17 protein-coding genes are annotated in these 21,223 nt (G+C 53.2%); 7 read left to right on the top strand and 10 right to left on the bottom strand.

Features of this window, described 5'->3' with window-relative positions; genetic code table 11:
• Positions 1-44: 44 nt before the first annotated feature.
• From KEHDKFFH_RS14140 to KEHDKFFH_RS14115, 6 genes are all read right to left on the bottom strand, one after another.
• Positions 45-1,058, bottom strand: a complete 1,014-nt coding sequence (locus KEHDKFFH_RS14140) for a putative 2-aminoethylphosphonate ABC transporter substrate-binding protein (protein ID WP_104322496.1) — start codon at positions 1,056-1,058, stop codon at positions 45-47.
• Positions 1,059-1,188: 130 nt separating this feature from the next.
• Complete coding sequence (phnX, locus tag KEHDKFFH_RS14135) at positions 1,189-2,016, bottom strand: phosphonoacetaldehyde hydrolase (protein ID WP_104322495.1); 828 nt, start codon at positions 2,014-2,016, stop codon at positions 1,189-1,191.
• Between the two features lie 19 nt (positions 2,017-2,035).
• Positions 2,036-3,184 (bottom strand): 2-aminoethylphosphonate--pyruvate transaminase, encoded by a 1,149-nt coding sequence (locus KEHDKFFH_RS14130; RefSeq protein ID WP_241956519.1) that lies wholly within the window; start codon positions 3,182-3,184, stop codon positions 2,036-2,038.
• Positions 3,185-3,204: 20 nt separating this feature from the next.
• Positions 3,205-4,437 (bottom strand): NAD(P)/FAD-dependent oxidoreductase, encoded by a 1,233-nt coding sequence (locus tag KEHDKFFH_RS14125; protein WP_104322493.1) that lies wholly within the window; start codon positions 4,435-4,437, stop codon positions 3,205-3,207.
• Between the two features lie 97 nt (positions 4,438-4,534).
• A complete protein-coding gene (locus tag KEHDKFFH_RS14120) occupies positions 4,535-5,263 on the bottom strand; it encodes a UTRA domain-containing protein (protein WP_104322492.1) in 729 nt (242 codons plus the stop codon).
• Positions 5,264-5,723: 460 nt separating this feature from the next.
• A complete protein-coding gene (locus KEHDKFFH_RS14115; protein ID WP_104322491.1) occupies positions 5,724-8,111 on the bottom strand; it encodes an EAL domain-containing protein in 2,388 nt (795 codons plus the stop codon).
• A gap of 484 nt (positions 8,112-8,595) precedes the next feature.
• On the opposite strand from KEHDKFFH_RS14115, the gene KEHDKFFH_RS14110 reads away from it, so the two are divergent.
• From KEHDKFFH_RS14110 to KEHDKFFH_RS14095, 4 genes are all read left to right on the top strand, one after another.
• Positions 8,596-10,149 (top strand): methyl-accepting chemotaxis protein, encoded by a 1,554-nt coding sequence (locus KEHDKFFH_RS14110; protein ID WP_104322490.1) that lies wholly within the window; start codon positions 8,596-8,598, stop codon positions 10,147-10,149.
• Positions 10,150-10,151: 2 nt separating this feature from the next.
• Positions 10,152-12,206 (top strand): putative bifunctional diguanylate cyclase/phosphodiesterase, encoded by a 2,055-nt coding sequence (locus KEHDKFFH_RS14105; RefSeq protein WP_104322489.1) that lies wholly within the window; start codon positions 10,152-10,154, stop codon positions 12,204-12,206.
• Positions 12,207-12,227: 21 nt separating this feature from the next.
• Positions 12,228-14,582, top strand: a complete 2,355-nt coding sequence (locus KEHDKFFH_RS14100; RefSeq protein ID WP_104322488.1) for a sensor domain-containing phosphodiesterase — start codon at positions 12,228-12,230, stop codon at positions 14,580-14,582.
• A 62-nt stretch (positions 14,583-14,644) separates the two neighbouring features.
• Complete coding sequence (locus KEHDKFFH_RS14095; protein ID WP_104322487.1) at positions 14,645-15,919, top strand: sensor domain-containing diguanylate cyclase; 1,275 nt, start codon at positions 14,645-14,647, stop codon at positions 15,917-15,919.
• Positions 15,920-15,922: 3 nt separating this feature from the next.
• Here KEHDKFFH_RS14095 and KEHDKFFH_RS14090 read toward each other — a convergent pair whose 3' ends face one another.
• The 4 genes from KEHDKFFH_RS14090 to KEHDKFFH_RS14080 form a co-directional block, all read right to left on the bottom strand.
• On the bottom strand, positions 15,923-16,315 hold the full coding sequence (locus tag KEHDKFFH_RS14090) for a globin family protein (RefSeq protein WP_104322486.1): 393 nt from the start codon (positions 16,313-16,315) through the stop codon (positions 15,923-15,925).
• 290 nt (positions 16,316-16,605) lie between these two features.
• The gene (locus KEHDKFFH_RS20135; protein ID WP_158253203.1) at positions 16,606-16,788 is read right to left on the bottom strand and encodes a hypothetical protein; all 183 of its coding nucleotides are present in this window, start codon (positions 16,786-16,788) and stop codon (positions 16,606-16,608) included.
• A 27-nt stretch (positions 16,789-16,815) separates the two neighbouring features.
• The gene (locus tag KEHDKFFH_RS14085; protein ID WP_104322485.1) at positions 16,816-17,496 is read right to left on the bottom strand and encodes a hypothetical protein; all 681 of its coding nucleotides are present in this window, start codon (positions 17,494-17,496) and stop codon (positions 16,816-16,818) included.
• Complete coding sequence (locus KEHDKFFH_RS14080) at positions 17,493-17,990, bottom strand: hypothetical protein (protein WP_146084215.1); 498 nt, start codon at positions 17,988-17,990, stop codon at positions 17,493-17,495. The genes KEHDKFFH_RS14085 and KEHDKFFH_RS14080 overlap by 4 nt, the downstream gene beginning before the upstream one ends.
• A gap of 460 nt (positions 17,991-18,450) precedes the next feature.
• Here KEHDKFFH_RS14080 and KEHDKFFH_RS14075 point away from each other — a divergent pair, with 460 nt between their 5' ends.
• The 3 genes from KEHDKFFH_RS14075 (at position 18,451) to tnpB (ending at position 21,211) form a co-directional block, all read left to right on the top strand.
• A complete protein-coding gene (locus KEHDKFFH_RS14075; protein ID WP_104322483.1) occupies positions 18,451-19,953 on the top strand; it encodes a tetratricopeptide repeat protein in 1,503 nt (500 codons plus the stop codon).
• A gap of 551 nt (positions 19,954-20,504) precedes the next feature.
• Positions 20,505-20,879 (top strand): IS66-like element accessory protein TnpA, encoded by a 375-nt coding sequence (tnpA, locus tag KEHDKFFH_RS14070; RefSeq protein ID WP_104322482.1) that lies wholly within the window; start codon positions 20,505-20,507, stop codon positions 20,877-20,879.
• Positions 20,876-21,211: an IS66 family insertion sequence element accessory protein TnpB gene (tnpB, locus tag KEHDKFFH_RS14065; protein ID WP_146084214.1), complete on the top strand. Its 336-nt coding sequence runs from the start codon at positions 20,876-20,878 to the stop codon at positions 21,209-21,211. Before tnpA ends, tnpB begins: the two co-directional genes overlap by 4 nt.
• The last annotated feature ends 12 nt before the right edge of the window (positions 21,212-21,223 follow it).

Below are 21,223 nucleotides of genomic sequence, written 5' to 3'. Positions count from 1 at the left end.
GGGGCACCGCCTTGGCTTGACGGGCTAGCGCCCGACCCGCCAACTCACTTTGCTTCGGATTTGCCGTCGTAGCGACGCGCCCATTCAGCTAGGATGGCCTCACGGTTACCGGCCGCCCAACCAAAGTCATTGTCGATGATCAGATCGTCCGCGTTCTCCGGGAAATACTTCACCGGCTGAGCCACACCCGGCATGCCCACGATGGCGTAGCCCTCGTTGTACATTTCCATGGCCTTGCGGGTGATGGACCAGTCAACCAGCGTTTGAGCGGCTTCCATCTTGTCCGTCCCGTCGACAATTGCAGTCGCTTCCACTTCCCAACCCAGGCCTTCTTCAGGGAACACCAGCTCAAGCGGCGCGCCCTGTTCCTTCAGGCGGGCACCACGGAACGCGAAGGAAACGCCGATGGTGGTCTCTCCGGAAGCCGCCATCTTGCAGGGCTTGGAACCGGAGTGGGTATAGCGGCTGATGTTCTGGTGCAACCCGTCCATGAACTCCCAGCCTTTGTCGTCACCCATCATCTGAAGCCACGCAGAGACATCCAGGAAGCCGGTACCGGAGGAGTTCGGGTTTGGCATAACCACATGGCCCTGGTAAACCGGCTTGGTCAGATCATCCCAGCTGGAGGGCATTGGCAGGTTGTTTTTCTCAGCTTCGATGGTGTTCACACAGATGGCGGCCATCCACGCATCCATACCCACCCAGGAAGGTGTTTCATCGCGGTCGCGAAATTTCGGAGACAATTTTTCCAGCCCTTCCGGCGCATAGGGAACCAACATACCTTCATTTTTCAGCAGCAGAAGGCTGGTGCCTGCCAGCCCCCAGACCACATCCGCCTGGGAGTTCTGCTTTTCCGCCAGCAGGCGCGCGGTGACAACGCCGGTGGAATCGCGAACCCAGTTGATCTTGATGTCCGGATGGTCTTCGTTGAAACGCTCGGCGTACTTTTGGAGGTCCTCTGCTTCAACCGCTGTGTAAACGGTCAGTTCGGTCTGGGCATTGGCATTCATGGCGACAGCCAGTGTGGTCAGGGCAAGGGCTTTTTTGAGGTGTTTCACGCAAGTCTCCTTATTACGAGGTCAGATTGAGGCGCTCTCTTTCTGGTCTATACCAGTTTTGATCACCACTACCTTAGAGCTATTTGATTGCAAGGACGTGACAGCGATGTGACGTTTCCTTGGCCGTCGCTTACGGACGCTCACCGGCTTGCAACCGCCGTCCAATATCGGCGAGCACATTCGGCAAATCCATAATGGAGTCAATCACATAGTGGGCCGCTGACTGCGCCATCACACGATGCCCGCGGACTAGAATGTCCGCTCGTTCAACCTCGCCAAGGGCGGAAAGCTGCTCCTCGCTGAGCCCTACCGCATTCCCGGACGCCACAACCGCCACTGTCCACATGCCGGCGTTCAAGCCCTCTTCAATACCTGTAGTCGTGTCGTCAACTTTCACGCAGCCCTGCACGGCGGTGATTCCTAGTTCGAGCGCATTCTTAAAACTCATATGAGGCGCCGGCCTTCCCTGAGGTACTTCCGTTGCCACAACGACGCTTTCCGGCTCAAAGCCCTGCGCAGCCAGCCCTGGCAGCATTACGTTCACCATTTCGCGGCTGTATCCGGTATTCACACCGAGTTTGATGCCCTGTTCTCTGAGTTGCTCCTGCAGAGCCAGGGCCCCAGGGACCAACTTGGTGCGTTCAGCAATGGCCGCTGTCTGCAGCGGCAGGAAGGCGTCATAGAGTCGATCAATATCAATACTCTCAGGCTCACTGCCGAAGTTACTGCGCCACTGGTTACGGATTCGTGGCATCGCCAGCAGGCGACGGATGTGTTCGCGCTTTTCGGCACCCATGGGCTCACGGGCTTCCGCTTCGGACAGGTCGATGCCTTCTGCTTCAAACAGCTTCAGAAACGCCTGAATAGGCGCCAGTGATCCAAAGTCCACGCAGGTGCCGGCGAGGTCCATAATCACCGCCTGGAGCGGCCCACTGTAACGACGTGTATAGGTATGCATAACGTTCTCCCTTCAGAATTCAAACGGTTTCGAGGTTGTCGGGTGCAAGAGCGGGCACCGCAACGGGTATCGACAGGCCGAGCTCTTGGCAGGCCTCGGCAACTGCGGTAATAACGGCGTCAATCTGCTCATCGTGGAGCTGGCCAATGCAGCCCACCCGAAAACTGTCCGCAACGGTGAGTTTGCCGGGGTAGATGAGGAAACCACGAGCTTTGATCGCGTCATAGAAGCGACGGAATTCAAATGCCGGGCTGTTCGGAGACAGAAAGGTGGTGATGATCGGCGACAGCCACTCATCCGCCAGCAATGTCCGAAAGCCGATATCACGAAGGCCAGCCACCAGACGGTCCCGATTGCGGCTGTAGCGGGCCAGACGTCCGTCCACACCGCCCTCGGCTTCGTGTTCGCGCATGGCCTGGAGAAAGGCGGCCACCACATGGGTGGGCGGGGTGTAGCGCCACTGCCCGGTTTTCTCCATGTATTTCCACTGGTCATGGAGATCGAGGGACAAGCTATGGCACTGGCCGGCTGATGCCGATAGCAATTCCCGTTCAACAATGGCGAAGCCAAAACCTGGCACACCCTCGAAGCACTTGTTGGCTGACGACACGAGGGCCGCACAGGGCAGCTCGACCACATTGATTGGCAAGGCGCCAAATGCGCTCATGCTGTCGATGATCAGGCGCTTGCGTGCCTTTCGGCACGCTTCGGCAATCTCTTCGATCGGATTAAGAATGCCGGAGCTGGTTTCACAGTGAACCACCACAACCTGTTCAATCTCGGGATGCTCTTGCAAGGCAACGGCAACCTCGTCGCCGCGCGGCGGATGGTAATCCCCCTTATCAATGGCCAGATACGGGCGCCCCAGCGTGTCGAGAATCTTGCCGATCCGCTGTCCGTAGGCACCGTTCATCAACACCAGGGTTGTACTGGTTGGAGGAATTACCGTGCCAAGCGTGGCTTCCACCGCGAAGGTGCCGCTGCCCTGCATGGGCACGCAGACGTGGCTATTCCTGCCGCCAGCCACCTCAAGCAGCCGTTCACACACTTCAGCCGTTAGGCCATTGAAGTCGCCATCCCAGGAGCCCCAATCGCGCAACATGGCCTGTTTCACGGAGAGGCTGGTGGTCAATGGACCGGGAGTGAGCAGATACGGATCTTTCTGGATCATAGAGATCTCCATCGGATTTAGCCGGTGCGCTTGCGAGCGCGAGCCTCGGCGCAGCGGCGTATGAAATCGGGGCTATAGGAATCAATGGCCCCGAAGCGATCCGGGCGGAACGGTTCGGGGGTTACGAAGGGACTCTGATTGGTTGCCAGCTCAGCGACTAACCGGCCGATACCACCGGACATGCCGATACCCGCGCCGGAGCAGCCGGTGGCGGCAATGAAGCCCTCGACACCAGGCATTGGGCCCAGCAGGGCAAAACCATCCGGCGTGTAACTTGAGACATTGCTGACGTAATGAGCCAGTTGTAACTCGTCCAGCGCGGGAAGCTGTGAGCGAAGTGCCTCGTAGCCGCTTTCAAGGGCCAGGTCGCCCGTCGGGTCCGTATCGAAACGAAAACCATGGAGGTTGTCCGGTAAGGCATTTGGATGAGCCACGACCGATTGCGGGTCTCGCAGCCCGAATAACAATCCGCCCACTTCCGGGCGCGCGTATGCGCCGCTATCGGGCAGAATGGTCATCGGGCCGTTCGTGGTAATGCGTGGGTGCGGCGCTGATATCCAGTAGTGACTGCGAACCGGCGCCATGCCAAGGTGAATTCCCGCCTGCATTGCCAGCGCCGTACTCCAGGGACCGGCGGCATCAATGACAGTTCCGGCAGAGATCGTCTCGCCATTTTCGAGGCGCACGCCGGTGACCTTCGAACCTTTTCTCAGGAGTTCGCTGACCGTCCGTTTCAAAAGAATCCGGGCGCCATTGCGCCTGGCGTCAGCTGCATAAGCGAGGCAGAGGGTGTAGGGATCAATGTAGCCGTCATCTGGCACCCAAAGTGCAGAGGTGTCGGATGACAGCTCAAGCCAGGGGGCCAGTTGCATAGCTTCGTTGGTGCTGACCAACTCGGCGCAAACCCCGGACTCAGCCGCACGTTGCGCTGTTTGCTCGATCTGCCGCCATCCTTCCGCTTTCGCCGATACCTGCAGGCTACCTACTTTTTTCAGAGGCAGCGGCTCGCTCTGGGTGTCACCCAGCTCATCGATGACGCGAAACGTTTCCATCGCCATATCCGTGAGCGCACGGTGCGTGCGAACACGGGTCAGCAAAGCGGCTGCGTGGCTAGTAGTTTGCTCACCCAACCTATGACGTTCGACAACGACAACACCAAGGTCAGGCGTCTTGCTTAGATATCGCGCTATGGCGCACCCAAGGATGCCGCCTCCAATGATAACGACATCCGGATGATAGACTGTGGGCATAATTGCTCCTCGCTCATCTGGTATAGACCAGTTTGACGAGGAACTATGACGATTTCGTGAAAGCCTAATGACAGTCCAGCGGCGCGGTCGCCGCGGATCAGCTCACCTCGACCTGGATGCTCAACGCATCGTGCAACCAGAACTCTTCATCAAATTCAACGAAACAGCCGTCGGCATCCCGACTGCAACGGGTAACGTAGAGGCCTGCTGTACCCGCCGTCACCCCAATTGCACTGGCTTGAGGATCCACCAGCGCCGTCGGATACATTTCGATTTGCTTACCGCGTAACTCTACGCCGTACTGCTCCCGCAGCAACTTCCAAAGGGAGCGGTCGAAGTTGTAGGTTTCAATACCTGGCAGACGCTTGGGATTCAGGTAAATGTTCTCGACCAATACCGGCCGACCATCAATCTGCCGGCGGCGCCGAAGCCAGACAATCGGGTCACCAACCGCCATGCCAGTCCGGGTGGCCAACCAGCTGTTAGTTTGCGTGGACGTCACATCGAGTGTCTCGGTTGCAGGGACACGGCCCTGCGCTGTCACATTCTCCGAGAAGCTGTAGTCATGTGTGGGTTTGTAAATCAGTCTTGGCGGAGACACAAACCAGCCTCGCCGGTTCGAGCGGTAGATCCGGCCTTCCGCTTCTAACTGAGCCAACGCCAAGCGGGTCGTCACCCGAGTAGTATCGTGCTCCTCCGCGAGAATACGCTCCGAGGGCAACCGGGTATTCGGCGTTAGAAGCCCTTTTGCGATCTGGGCAGCCAAGTGATCTCGAACTCTCAGATAAAGAGGCGAAACGCTTTCCTCATCGACCCGCTCCTGCATGTTATGGCTCCTTAGCCTAACCAAACCGGCCAAAATAGACCAAAAACGTGACAAAATTGTGACAAATACCCGGTAACTTTCGCGCCACCGCTTCGCCCCGCCTACGAAGGTAGAGGTCTCTAGCTCAGTAGCTTCCTATTAGAAGTGTCCGGAAGCATTCGTTGTGGACTGTAGAAAGTTGGCTGTAGGTCAATGGCGGTAAACACCAGCTTAGCCCACCATCGTGATCGCGAGTTCTAACACGGAATTAATTGACGTTTGAAATTTGCTCCGCCAACCATACTAAATGAAAGGCCAGTGACTAGCCTGGAATTCTCAGGGTCGGCGGGAAAGCCTGACGCGAATGTTCGCTTTTGTTTAGCCGAGGTCCGTAATTGACTTTGGTCGCAAAGCGAACATTCAGACGATGAGATAACACTTTAGTTTATTAGTATGAGGGCACGTTAGAAGAGCCAATCGATTAGCTAACGATTTTCATGGCAGCTAAACAATCTCTGATTTGTTCTGGCGCTTGAGGGCGGCTAAATAAGAATCCTTGATATCGCTTGCAGCCAAGGTTTACGAGAGCCCTGAGTTGCGCCTCTTCTTCAATACCTTCAGCAACCACAGACAGGTTCAGGCTTTGAGCCAGTTGCAGAATAGCCCTTACAATGGAGTAGCCCTCTTCGTACAGCAGCAATGTATCCACGAAACTCTTGTCAATTTTCAGCTCGTCAATGGGCAACTGTCTGAGATAGGAAAGCGAGGAGTAGCCGGTTCCGAAATCGTCTAATGAGAAGCTAACACCGAGGCGGCGCAGGCGATTCATTTGCGCGATACAGCCATCAATATTCTCAGCAACGACGCTTTCGGTTATCTCCAGCTGAAGGCAGTGAGCCGGAAGATTTGTTTTGGTCAGCACCTCTTCGACTTTGGCCGGAAAATCGTCCATGGCCAGCTGGCTTTGACTTACGTTAACTGCCAGGGTCCAATTCTGAATTGGATACTGTCGGCGCCAGGCGCTCATCAATTTGCAGGCGTGCACCAAGACGGCCTCGCCAAGCGCCGGCATCAGATTCTGACCTTCTGCAATGTCGATAAACTGCCCTGGATTCAACACGCCCCTCTTGGGGTGATTCCAACGGACGAGTGCTTCGAAACCAACCCATCGACCACCGGGGTCTACTTTGGGCTGAAACCACGGAGCAATTTCCTCTGTACGGTTCAGTGCAAGGATCAAATCACGCGTCAGATCATGCTCATCGATGAGCTTTTTCTGCATGGCATCATCGAAAACGCTGAGGCAGTTCTTGCCCTTCTTTTTTGAATCGTACATGGCAATGTCGGCCATGCGCATCAGTTCACTGGCGGGAATGCTGTCTCCATCGAACAGCACGATCCCGAGGCTCGTGGAAACAGACTTGGTATCTCCCAAGATTTTGGTCGGTGATGAAGCGGCTTGTAAAAGCGCTTGACCAATCGCCAGGGACTTCTCTTTTGCTTTCTCAGTGGTTTCGCCAAGCCCGCTCAAGATAAACAGGAATTCATCGCCACCCAATCGTGAGAGGTCGCCGGAATGCGGTAAAACTCGCTTGAATCGACCAGCAATCTCCACGAGGAGATCGTCGCCAAACCTGTGCCCGAGTGTGTCGTTAACGGATTTGAAGTCGTCGAGATCAGACAAAAGCACCGCTCCGAACTGTCCAGTGCTCGCGCAGGATGCCATTGCATGATCGAGTTTTGTTCGGATAAGGCGCCGATTAGGCAGTTTGGTCAACGGATCGAAGTATGCCAACTGCTCGATGGCTTGAGTTTGGTTCTTTTGCTCGGTGATATCTCGAACAATGGCAACGAATCGGGGCTCGTCGCCTTCAAGTTCTATATACTGGAGGAAAACCTCTACTGGGATATCAGAGCCGTTTTCCCGCCTGTGAACAGTCTCAAAATTGAATCGTGGTATTCTTCGCTCGACCAACGGCCGAACCAGCTCTCTGAACTCGGTTTCATCATAACGTGGCTTGATGTCGTAAGGGTGCATTCCCAGCAATTCAGCTTCTGAATACCCGAGCTGGTCAAGGGCGCCTTGATTAACATAGAAAAACCTCAGGGTTGCCGCATCAAACATGAATACACAGTCCAGTGTGCTGTCGAGTGTTTGCCGAAAGCGTTCTAGCTTTTCCTTACTCCGTTTCTCAGCGTCAATATCGGTCTGAATGGCCATGAAGCCGGAGATTTGATCTCCACCTAATCTCAGTGGCTCACAGTGAATACGAACCCAATAGGGTCTGCCGCTTCGGTGGTAATTGATCAGCTCTACCTCAAAATCCTGGTACTCACTGAGCCGCTGACGCATGCGCGCAACGGTTTCAGGGTCCGTTTGCTTGCCTTGCAGGAAGGATCCGGGTTTCCGGCCGGTCACTTCTTCAAGACTGAAACCCGTGACTTTCTGAAATCCATCGTTGACCCAGTTGATTCGGCCTTCCAGATCAGTAACCACTACACCGTTACTGGTTTGGCGTGCGACTTCTGAGAGCAGAGCAATCTGAGCGTTCTTGTCATGAAGGCTGGTTTGGAGCTCTTCTAAAATTTTTATGTCCAAATGATCCCGAACAAGTCGGGCTAAACGCTCTACTGCATCACGGCGGCCTTCCGTCAGCGCGTTTCCATCTGGCCACTCAACCAAGAGGCTTCCTACGGCTGCGCCGGCACGATTGATGAGATCGATCGTCAGAGATTCCTGGGCAGGAGGCTCAAAATGATTACCGAAAGAAACTGGCTCCGAACCGCCAAGATTAAGTAAGACTCGGCATGGGCCATGCCGAAACTCAAATAGGTCGATCAAATCATGCAGAACATTATTGGCGTGCATGCTCAAACTTCATCAGGGTAAAGCATGAAAATCCTTTTCGACCGACTCGATTCACGAAGAACGTTCCGTAGGTTTAGTTGACATATAACAACTACGCCAGAGCTAGTCAGTCCGATCAGGTGCTTTTGGGAGCGAGGCAACCCGCATTTCGAAACAGAAAACGGAGTGTACGCAATTCAAGCGCCAGACGCTGCGTTATCGTTCTAAGCCGTTAGTCTATAAGGGTATTTTCGGTCGATGCCCAAGAGGCTCTTTTTTAATACAAGAAATGCTAATTCCTGGTTCAATAATAAAACATAACTAACTGAATGAATTGTCATTTTTAAATTTTTCGAAAGGATAAAAATTGCCCTACTTTGTTGCTGACATCCTGTTACTTTCTAAATGACTTCAATACGTTACAAAAAACCATTGGAGTTGTGCGAATACGTGCCGATACTAACTACATACAAGCTCGTTCCGATACAACTTAAGGAAAAGCCCTGTGCGTAAGAACCTGCCGGTTACTGACACGGAAAAGACATTCTCGAAAACCCAGAAATTGATCTCAGCGACGGACCTCAGAGGTAAGATCCTTCACTGCAACGACGCATTCGTTGACGTGAGTGGGTTCAGTCGAGATGAGTTGATTGGCCAGCCCCATAACATCGTTCGGCATCCAGACATGCCGCCTGAAGCCTACGAAAACATGTGGTCCCATCTGAAAGCAGGGCGTCCGTGGATGGGGTTGGTGAAAAATCGTTGTAAAAACGGTGATTTTTACTGGGTAAGTGCCTACGTTACACCTGTCACGTCAAATGGTGATGTAGTCGGGTACGAATCAGTGCGCTCTTGTCCAGAGCGTGACGACGTAAAGCGTGCCGAAAAACTCTATGCAAACATTCGTAGTGGCAGGACAGGCAATCCCATTTCGAAGCGATTCGCCCCCAGCACGGTGTTTTTGAATGCGGTATTCATCGCTGCACTGATTTTATTTCTCGTTGGACAACAGATGGTATCTGAGATCATCTTGGCGGTTGGCGTGGTCGCGTATGCAATTTGGGTCAATATTTCGAAGCGACAGCTGATACAGTCAATTACGGATCTCATGGGTAAGACTTTTACCGACGATCTGGCGGCTCGCAGTTACACAGACGATGATTTGCAGCTTGGCAGAATAAAGGTAGCGGTAAAGGCGCAGCAGGCGCACTTGGACGCGGTGCTTACGCGAATTGAAGATTCCGCCGGCAGTGTTCGGGCCGGCGCCATGCAGGGCCTGGAGATCACCTACGAGGCGCAGGAAACCCTCCGCAAGCAACAGGCAGAGACCGAGCAGGTTGCGGCAGCCGTGCATGAGATGTCCCAGACCATCGCAGAAGTCTCCGCGAATGTTCAGCAAACGGCAGAGAAAGCTGAAAGTGCCAGTGAGTTTGCTGACCGTGGCACCGCTGTTGTGGCGCAAACCCGCGAATCTATCCAGAACCTCAAGACAACCGTTCATGGTATCAGCGAATCGGTGGGTGAGCTGTCCGCCGAGAGCGGAAAAATTGCCGGCGCCGCGAAAATCATCGAGGACATTGCCGAGCAAACCAATCTGTTGGCATTGAATGCCGCGATTGAAGCCGCAAGGGCTGGAGAGCACGGCAGAGGGTTTGCCGTCGTTGCGGACGAAGTCCGAAGTTTGGCAAAACGTACCCAGGATTCCACCCGAGAAATTCACGGCATCATTGAAATGCTACTAAGGCGGTCTTCCGAATCGGTGAAGGTAGCAGAGCAAGGCAACGAGGCTGCCGACGAGGGCCTCGAACGAATGCTTGAAGCCGAAGAAACGCTTAACCAAATAACCGAGTCCGTGGGTACGATCGCAGACATGGCGGGCCAGATGGCGGCAGCTGTTGAAGAACAGGCGCAAGTCTCTGATCAAATCAACGAGCAGGTAGAACACATTTCCGTGCTGGCGTCCGACAACCTCGACAAAGGTGAGCAATCAACGGCCAGTGTCCAGAAGATGGAAAAGATTGCCGGAGAGCTTCATGAGTTAGTCGTGAGGTTCAAATAACGATGTCTAACGATCTCCAGCCGGGATTCGAACGGCGCACTCTGATTTCTGCGCTGTTGGACGCCGCAGTCGACGCAGTGATCGTGATCGACCAGCAAGGCGTGATTAGAGAATGCTCTCACTCCACCTCTGCTCTTTTTGGCTATCTCCATGAAGAAATGCTGGGAAAAAATGTCTCGATCTTAATGCCAGAACCCGATTCGTCATCCCATGATAAATACATCAGCAATTACCTGAATTCGGGGCGTGCCCAGATTATTGGTGTCGGACGCGACGTGCGAGGAAAGAAAAAAACGGGCGAAACCTTTCCAATGCATTTGTCGGTCGGGGAGTCCGTCCTGGACGGCGAGCGGCTCTTCGTTGGTATCTGCCATGACTTGACGTCCTATCATGACGCGCTGCAACAACTGGCGATTGCGGAGCAACGTTACAGTGAAATCCTTCACAGTCAGAAGCAGTTCATCTGCCGGCTGGACAGTAACCTGAGAATCACATTTGCCAACGCCTCTCTTATGCAGGCGCTGGGCGTAAAAGACGAAGCTCTTCTGGGCCGCCCTATCATGATTTTCACGGAAGAACAGGGAGAGGCTGCACGAGAAATACTTTCCGCACTTTTCTCGGGCGAAAATCAGGCCGAAGAAATTTCAGTAAAAATTTCCATGCGCTCAAACTCCGGCGGTCGGGCACTGGTTGACTGGACTTTCCGTCGAGCTGTTGAAACCTCGATCGGCGGAGTGGAATTACAGGGCTTTGGTATCGACATTTCTGACCAGGAAAAAGCACTCCGGCAGGCACGATATTTTCGACGGCACGACCCTCTGACAGGCTTTCTGAACAAACGAAGCTTTGTAGAAGCCTGTCAGCATTGGGTAGCTGACAAACCTCGTGTTGGGTTCTTTCACATGGATTGTGCTCGCTTTGGCCTAATTAACCAGCGCTATGGCTATGAGGTGGGAGATGCCGTCCTGATTGAGACGGCGGCACGGATCAAACACCATATCGACCGTCCAAATGTCTGCGCAAGAATTGGAGCAGATGATTTTCTCATCGCCGTGGAGCTCGGAGAATCTGAGGATCCACTCTCTTTTGCGGAAGGTCTTCTCGCCCACGTGACCAGACCATTCTTGATTGATAATCATCGACTTCAGCTGGAAGGACGGATTGGCGTCGCCATTTTCCCGGAGCATTCAACAGTCGTTGAGAATCTGCCTGAATTGGCCGAATCCGCTGTTCTGATTGCAGGGAAACGACGCGGCACCGGGGTCGCATTTTTTGATCCTGAGCACCAGAGAGCCATGCAGAGGCGTCTAGACATCGAACAACGTCTGAAAGATGCACTGCAAAATGACAATATCGAAATCTTTCTTCAGCCAAAATACACCGTCGAGGATAGCCGCCTTTCTGGATTTGAGGCTCTAGTGCGTTGGACCGACTCTGACCTGGGACGGGTCTTTCCGGATGAGTTTGTCGCCGTTGCCGAGCAGTCTTCCCTTGGCTTTGAACTCGACAAGTACGTGATAGGCGTTTTCTTGAACATCGTTCAAGAAAACGCCGCGAACAACAGGAAGGTGCTGCCGATTGCCGTCAACATCACCGCCAATCATTTTGCCGATACCGGTTTCGGGGTTTTCTTGCTCAACGAGCTGACCAAACGTGATTTACATCCTTCTGCCATTGAACTTGAAATTACGGAAGGCGTGATCATGGAGCGTTCCCGGACCGCTTACGAGAACCTGGCGCTGCTTCGTGAGAACGGAATTCGAATTGCCATCGACGATTTTGGAACCGGATACTCATCGTTAAGTTATCTGAGAAACCTTGAAGTTGACGAGTTGAAGATTGATCGTTCTTTCATAGAGGAAGTACTGACAGCTCATGGTTCAGCGCTTGTTCAGTCGGTTATTCAGATAGCGAAAGCGTTCGGCATTACCGTTGTAGCTGAGGGCGTTGAAACTGAGGATCAACTGAATGCTCTCCGCAGCATGGGTTGCGACTATTGCCAGGGCTACCTTCTTGCCAGGCCTATGCCAGCCGCCCAGGCCCTGAGCCTACTTTAAGAAAAGCAATCGAGTGTTTTTATGTCCGGTTCGTGGTTGGAAAAGCAACGACTAAAGGCATTGCGCAATCTTGGCATCCTAGACACGCCTCCTGAGGAGCGTTTTGAAAAGCTCACCAAGATCGCCCGACGTTTTTACAACGTTGAAATCGCAATGTTCACGCTCGTCGATGAGCACCGTCAGTGGTTCAAGTCCAAGCAGGGTCTGGATGTTGATGAGACTCCCAGAAACATGGCGTTCTGCGATCACACCATTCAGCAGGACAAGATTCTAATCGTCGAAGATGCGCAAAACGATCCACGGTTTCATGATAACCCGCTAGTTACAGGCGCCCCCTATATCCGATTCTATGCCGGGATGCCGGTCAGAGAGCCCAGTGGCTTCAAAATAGGGACTCTCTGCATTATTGATCCCGAGCCCCGGGCAGTCGCTGAGTTCGAGTTGGATGTACTCAGAACTCTAGCCAGTCTGGTGGAAGATGAACTCGAAAATGCCTATGTTCGGGGCGAAGATCATGAGTACGTCAAAATATCCGAGCTGAGCCGCTCTATTCACCGTGCCCAGAACATTTTTCTGACACATGAAGATCAGGGCGCTGCCTTTGAGTTGATGTTGAACGATCTGTTGGTTTTAACCAGCAGCCAGTTCGGCTTTATCGGGGAAGTACTTCATCACGCCAATGGTGACCCTTACCTGAAAGTTGGTGCCATTACCAATCTCGCCTGGAATGCGGAAACGGAGGCTCTCTACCAACAGGTGCAGAGGCGGGGGATGACCTTCGAGAACCTTGATAACCTGATTGGCTCGTCCCTCTTATCCGGAGAGATCGTGGTTTCCAATGAATTTTCTGCGGATCCACGCAGAGGCGGCCTACCAGATGGCCATCCGACAATATCCTCGTACATAGGCGTGCCCATCTTCTCGGGGGATGCGCACATAGGCCTCGTAGGTTTGGCCAATCGGCCCACCCCCTATTCCGACAAAATTGCGCACGAACTGGAGCCGTTGCTTCAAACGGTTGGTCAGCTGATCGAACGTAAGCGCCTGTTTCAGGAAAAAATGGAGCATGCCAGAAAGCTTGAGCGGGCTGCCAACTATGATGCGCTTACTGGCTTGCCCAACCGCAGCCGGCTGACCGAGCTTTTCGAGCAAGAGTTATTAGAGGCAGACAAGCGGAGTGGGTCTGTTTCCGTCTGCTTCCTGGATCTTGATGGCTTCAAGGATATCAATGATAACCACGGGCACTCTGTGGGTGACTATGCCCTTAAAACCATTGCAGACAGACTGAGCAACTCAATCAGGGAACACGACATCGTGTCGCGCCTGGGTGGCGATGAGTTCGTGGCTATCCTCCGTGATGTCGATAGTCATCAGGTGTATGAGCGTATGCTGAAGGCAATTCGCGAACCCATCCAGTTCGGACAATTCCGATTCGAGTTGTCCGGTAGTATGGGAGTGACCGTTTACCCGGGCGACGATGCAGACAGCGACATGCTGATGCGCCATGCCGATCAAGCCATGTACGCCGCGAAAGAATCTGGCAAAAATCAGTTCCAGATATTTGATCTGGAGACACACGTTACCCGGAAAGAGCGCGTCAAGATCCTTGAGCAGATACCTGAAGCCCTCCAGAAGCGTCAATTGGAGCTATTCCTTCAGCCCAAGATCAATATTGAGCAACAATCTATCCTTGGCTTCGAGGCACTGATTCGATGGAATCATCCTGAGGAAGGACTTTTAACACCCATTCAGTTTTTGCCGCACCTGGAATATACCGAATATGCCATTGCCGTCGGAAGGTTTGTACTCAATGAAGCCGTCAGGTTTTTAAGGTATTGGCAAGACCATGGAGTCTCTTGTTCCATCAGTGTAAACCTCAGTCCTTCTCACTTTCTGAGTGACCACTTCCTGGGCGATTTGGCAGGCAGCATCGCTGGTCTTGATGAAGCCATGAGGCCTCGTTTGATTCTAGAGATTTTAGAAACGACGGCACTTGATGATGCCCGTAGCGTGATACGCCTGCTAACAGAGTGCCGTGCATTGGGAGTCGAAGTTTCGATGGACGATTTCGGAACGGGCTATTCGTCCTTGGATTATTTCCGGAAACTGCCTGCGGATGAAATCAAAATCGATCGTTCTTTTGTGACGGATATGCTCCAAGATCCAGACGACGAAATGATTGTTGGGGCGATCATCGGGCTGTCGAAGCACTTCCGCAGACGGGTAATTGCAGAGGGTATAGAAAATAAGGCGACGGCGGATAAACTTCTTCAATTGGGATGTGTCATAGGTCAGGGATACCATTTTGCGCGACCTATGCCGTTTTCTGAGGCGATGGCTTGGGCCGAAGACTTTAATACTCGAAAGTCGGTTTAGTTGATTTTTACCAAGAAGCCAGCACGGCAGAGTGCAGAGAGAGGGACAGGGAAAGAAAAATTATGAAAGTTTCTGCTGAGACCCGCCTGACGGCGATACTGGAGGGTACACGCGCTGGTACTTGGGAATGGCATGTCCAATCCGGCGAATTGGTTATCAATGAACGTTGGGCCCAGATGCTGGGATACGAGCCCTCTGATTTGGAACCCATTTCCATCAAGACCTGGGAAAACCTCACTCATCCGCATGACAGAAGGGCCGCGCAAGCGAAAATTGAGAGGGTGCTTCAGGCAGAAGATGAAAGTTACGAGTCTGTGCTCCGTATGCGACACAAGGATGGAAGTTGGCGGTTTATTCACGCCAGGGGCATGGTTTTCAGAGATGAAGATTTGGATGGCCCATGGATTGTTGGTACCCACCTCGACGTTACCCAGCAGAAGCAAACTCAGCATCAACTGTCGCAGTTAGCCGAATCCTTGCCAGGTATCATCTACTCGTTCGTGATGGAGCCGGATGGAACCTACTACTATCCATATATCAGCCGTAAAACAGAGGATTTTTACGGCTTCCCACCTGAAGTCGGAATGGAGCGTCCTGAGAGTATTTTCGAAGTGATCCATCCTGATGATCTTGAGGTGGTCAAGGATACGATCGAGTACTCCTACGAGTCACTTTGCCAATGGGTCTGCGATTATCGAGTGCTCGTGGATGGTACATCCAAATGGATGAGAGGCATTGCTCAGCCTGAACGTGAAACGGATGGAACGGTCACCTGGCACGGGATGGTAATCAGTATTGACGATCAGAAAAAACTGGAAGAAGAGCTTCAACGGCTCTCGACGATTGATGAGCTCACGGGGGCATATAACCGTCGCTATGTGCTTGCAGAGCTTGAGTCACAGCTCGCCAATCATGCCCGACATGGCAGCGCCTTCTCTCTGATCTCAATGGATATTGATCACTTTAAAGCCGTGAATGACACCTACGGTCATCTAATCGGAGATGACGTACTTAAACGGTTTTCCGACATTGTTTCGGCCCGTATCAGAAAAACGGATATCTTTGCCAGAACCGGTGGGGAAGAATTCTTGATTTTGATGCCGCACACGGAAATTTCAGATGCTCATATTCTCGCAGAAGGGCTCAGAGAAACGCTGGAAGCCCTACGATTCAGAGCGTCTGATAAAGAACATATCCAGATAACCATCAGTGCCGGAATTGTAGGTTGCCACAGTCGACAAGTCTCGGATATATCAGAATTGCTGGCGCAGTGTGATCAATCTCTTTACGAGGCGAAGAGGTCAGGTCGCAATAGATTGATGCTCAGGGAGTTGTGAAGCTCAATAAGCGCCCTTGATCAACTGAATACCGGGGGTCAGGACCTCAACCCAGGCGCTTTCAAGTGTTTGCGTATGCTCGGGATCATGCTTGCGAACGGTTTTAAGCAAAGAGCTCAACCAGAGGTCGTACCATTCCGGCTTGATGTCGTAGTGATTCCTGTTATGACTCTCGCCCAAAGCGCGTAACTTGCGGTCTGACATGCCTCTGGCATGGAGGATCAGTTGCATGATTCCATTACGAAGCAGATGTCTTTGCGCTGCCATGTCAGTGTTGATGAAACGATTTTTGATTACTTCCGAACTGGACATGAAGTAATCATAGAAATCGATGAAGAAGGCGTCATTACGGCAGCAGCGTCCGTAGCTTTGAAAAACAAGGTCTGTATTATTCATGGTGTAATTTCATCCCTGAGGCAGAGTTCCAAAACCCGGGGACAATATACTCATTCAAAAAGGCCTTTTCCGTCAGGATTTGTAACGGTTTTCTAATTAAAAGCCTTCTGTAGGCGATGCACACTTCTCGAACTCTCCCATAAGTGCCCGCCATACTTCACTTGGTGTTCGTGATTGTTGAGCCTTCCTGCACGTGTCGCACACCTGGTACTAGGGGCTAGAACCGGTTTGAGTTTCCTGTGCTAAGTTTTTCTACCATCAGATTCCGATTTTCCATAATCGATCGGCGATCACTCAGACCTCTCGACGGCTGAAAATAGACCAAAACGCGTGAGATCCGAATGTTCGCTTTTGTTTAGGGTATTGCCTTGGATGCGGGCGTTCGCAAAGCCAATATTCAGATGGTGCGGTAACGCCTGCAGCGCATCGCTCAGCCGCCTAGATAAGACAGTCGGATTTACAATCCGCGACATGTTTACTCCTATTCAACCGAGATCTACTTAAATCGGCCAATTGGCAATTCTATCTCCGACTACCATCAGAAACAGCGGCAACGGTGAAATCGCAACCGCCACAACCAGTATGAAGCGGTGAATGGGAAACATCCTGCTCATTCCGGCCGCTAACGCCAGCCCACCACCCCCTCCCAGAACTATGTTGCCCGGGAGGTTGATGGCGAGCATCAGAGTGATGTAACGGTGCTTCAAGAGCCACGGCACCCATCTCTGAGGTGATTTTTCAGTCAGACGAGCCAGTCTTTGTCCGGTATCGAGCCCGTGGAAAGTCTCCAAAAACGTAGCCGCCCGGACGAGATGCACTTCTCGCAAAAACCGGGTGAGACTCTTTTCCGGTAAAAACCGTCCAACGAGAAAGGCCAGACAAAGAGAAGTCAGAGTGCATCCATACACCAAGGGCACGATCTCAGGCCCGAGGATCATCATCAATGCCAGCCCGATCTCAACACCAGGCACGAACGGCAGCGCCATCAAAAGAATGTAAGCGGCCATGGAGGTCATGATGAGGTTATGCAGCATGGGCTCGTTTGATGGCCGAATATCCACGTCCAGGCCATCAATAACGCCCCGCGTCAGCAGGTTGCCCCCGACAATAATTCCGATCAGAATCGAAAGCTTCAGTAGCCCTGCCAAACGTCGCTCGGCTGACATGGCCGGCCGGATCATGGATTGTCGGTCTCCACCAACCGACCCTTGAACCAGAACTCTTTTTCAAAGTCCCAGTACCAACGCTTGTTTACCCACGTAAAGGAGCCTTCGATATTGTCCTCGCGCACGGTACCCCGCCAGTGCATCATCGCGTCAGACTCGGTGCACGGCACGTCTGCTCGCATCTCAATAGCGCCATCCTGAGCCCTTCTCACCCAGTAATCGACCTTTGCATAGCCGCAGCGCCTCTCGCACTCCTTAGATACGAACTGGCCGTCTTCGAAAACTAGGATGTCGTCGACGTCCATGGGCTTCCCCACCGGCCCGAGCTTGCTCTTGAAGGCTTTCCCATCCAACGACGCCATAGGCACTGGAGTCAGGTCCTCAGCGAGCGAGTAATGCGATATGGCGAAAAAAAACAGCGGAATCACGAGCCAAACAAACGCGTGACTTGAAACTGGAGATGAAAAACTTTCAGAGAGGCTTGGTTTTAAATCAGAAGCATGTTCCATAGTCTCACCCTCTGATTATAAGCTTGGTTAATTTTTACCCACCTCACCGACATAATAAAGCAGTTCCAACAACCAGAGAAGATGTAGCTAAAAGCACTAGTACCCGCAAAAAAGGCCGCACCCGTTGAATACATGTGCCCTGCTTGTCGTAAGTCTATGTTGAGTCGTATTTTTCTGATAGTGAGTAGTACTAAGAAGAGGTAGGTGTAGTAGGGCCATACGAGCCCAATGCGCTTTCCTTGGAGCCCTCAGCACAACTCCAGAATCAAATGCTGTGCTCGACGTTAAAATTTGCTTTGTCGTTTTCTCGGAAGGTTCCGCTGGTTAAGCAACCAGAATGAGCGTAGCTTAAAAGATTCAAGCTGCGCATGCAGAACCAGTCCCTGGTATTCTGTAGTCAGTTCCTGATCGCCTTACGTCATGCCGGCTCCACCAGCAATATGGATACTGGAGTCTCGCTATGAAATCTTCACTTCGCTTTGCTGTTCTTTTCTCCTCCCTAGGCCTAGCTTTTCCCGCAATCGCGGACCAGGAAACCATGAACGATGCGGATACGGCCAGCGCTGGCAACTCCATCGGTACCGTCAACTTTCAGGTCAACTGTGCAGAGGCGGTGCGTGCGGATGTGGATCATGCGCTGGGGATGATGCATCACATGATGTACACCCAGGCCCGATCCGAATTTGAGGCGGTTGTTCAGACTGAGCCCGGCTGTGCCATGGCCCACTGGGGAATCGCTACCACGCTGTTCCAGCCCTTGTGGGGCACCATCCCTGGAGCCGCCGATATTGCTCGTGGCCGGGAGGCCATTCAGAAAGCCCGTGCAGCTGCAAAAGATCCGCGCGAAAAATCGCTGATTGAGGCCACGGGAGCCTTCTTCGATCCTGAAACCGATATGGTCAGTGAGCGCTTAGCGGGTTGGACCAAAGGCATGGAGGAAACCTATCGGGCGTATCCTGACGATCTAGACGTTGCCTCGCTTTACGCGTTGTCGCGGATGACACCGTCGCTGTCTCCCAATGACCCGAAGGCGGTGCTCGACGAAGCCGAACAGGTATTGCGTGAAGCCTGGAAAACCGAGCCTACTCATCCCGGAGCGGTTCATTACACGATCCATTCCACGGATGCGGATGGCCGAGCAGGCAATGCCACTGAAATCGTTGCTTCGTATGGGGCGATTGCCCCAGATGTGCCTCATGCGCTGCATATGCCTTCCCACATCTATGTCCGGCTCGGAGATTGGCCCAAAGTAATTGAATGGAATCGCCGCTCGGCTGAGGTAGCAGTGAACCACGTCGCAGACGGTGCCAAATCATTCCACTACATCCATGCGCTGGATTATCTGGTTTATGGTCATCTCCAACGGGGTGAAGACAGCGCAGCACGGAGCGTATGGGCGGAAGCGCAGGCCAATGGCCCTCATCAGGCGAACTTTCCTGGGGTGTTTCATCAAGCCTCCATTCCGGCAAGGCTGGCTGTTGAAGCCCATGACTGGGAAGCGGCTGCGGCACTCTCTCCCTATCAGTCAGAAGCGATCAACTGGGAGCGGTTTCCCTGGCCGGCTGGTTTGATTACGTTTGCGCGGGGCCTGGGCGCTGTGCACACGGATGACCTGAAAGGCGCACGCGAAGCAGAACAGCGGTTGGCGACTCTGGTGGAAAAGGCGAAATCCGGTGCAGACCAACGTTTCTCAACCTACGTTGAAGTAGACCGCCGGATTCTGGCTGGCTGGATCGCTAAGGCCGAGGGTAATCCCGAGATGGCCATCAAGCTTATGCGGTCGGCTGGAGAGTTGGAGGCCAGCGTTGAGAAGCATCCGGTTACCCCCGGTGCGTTACTGCCACCGTACGAGGCTCTTGGAGGTCTGTTGGTTGCCCTTGATCGTCCGGTTGAGGCGCTGCTTGCCTACGGAAGTTCGGATCGCACCTGGCCGCAACGTTATAACACGCGCCCAAGCGGCTGAGGCTGCGGGCGATGAGGAGTCAGCTGAGCTCTGGGTTCGTCGGTTGCGGGAGACGGCACCGCGGACCGAGCGTGTATCGACACGGTCACAAGGTTCGGTAGCCAGGAGTTATTAGTCGGCGGTATTCGAGTTGCCAGAAGAGCAACGACATTGATGAATGTATTACTCCAATATTGGAGGCCGACCGTTCCTGACAAGGAGTGATGGCCGGACGCTTACTCTGTTCTTTGCACCAAGCGTTGCTCATCTGATTGCCGGAGGCCTCTCCCGGCTTTTTTCTTGAATGGGTTCTACCCCGTTTCCACGGATGGCTTTAAAATGCCTGTGGACTTACCCTAGGGCAGTAATTGGAAACCAGAGAAACGTTTGCGACGCGGGACGGTCGCAAAGCGAACGTTCAGATTCTAGAATAATGCCGATGTTCAGCTGCACTTGAGGCTGACATGGTTCTGGAGATAGCCAGGGCATCGTAAGCGGCCGGTAATCCCGTCTTGAGTCAGGCGCTGCCGTCGTCAGGATAGTGTCCACTTATTTTCTAGTGGACACTTAACATGAACGAACTAAGCGTAACCAAGCCCTACCAACGCCGTCGCCGGTTTTCCCGCAAATTCAAAGCCGAGATTGTCGCCCAATGCCAGGAACCTGGTGCATCCGTTTCCCGAATCTCACTGGATAACGGTCTCAACGCCAACATGGTCCGGCGCTGGATGAGTGAAGCGCAGCGAGCGAATAAAGCACCAGCAACACCGGGATTTGTTCCGGTTAGTCTGCCAGCGGCAACCTCTGCACCGAACAACCAATCGGTCTCGGATAAGCGTAGCACCATCCGCATCGAGATTCCCCGCGCCGGTGGCGCGGTTGTGGTGGAGTGGCCTGCTGATCAGGCGCACCAGTGTGCTGCTTTGCTTCGGGAACTGTTGAGGTGATCCGCATTGACGAGATCTGGCTGGCCACCGAACCGCTGGATATGCGGGCCGGGCCCGATAAAGCTCTGGCGCGGGTTGTTCAGGTCTTTGGTTCGGCCAGGCCGCATTGCGCCTATCTGTTCGCCAACAAGCGTGGCAACCGGATGAAGGTCCTGATCCACGATGGCCTGGGCATCTGGTTGTGTGCCCGTAGGCTGAATCGGGGTAAGTTCCACTGGGGCGAATCCTGGCGCGGTAACCAGCTGCGTTTAACCGAAGAACAGTTGTCCGCCCTGGTTCAGGGTTTACCATGGCAACGCCTTGGGGCAGACGGCGTCATCTCCATCCTGTAACCACAAGTACCG

Source organism: Marinobacter maroccanus (assembly GCF_002933275.1).
GTDB lineage: Bacteria > Pseudomonadota > Gammaproteobacteria > Pseudomonadales > Oleiphilaceae > Marinobacter > Marinobacter maroccanus.
This window is presented reverse-complemented; position numbering and strand designations above follow the sequence as displayed.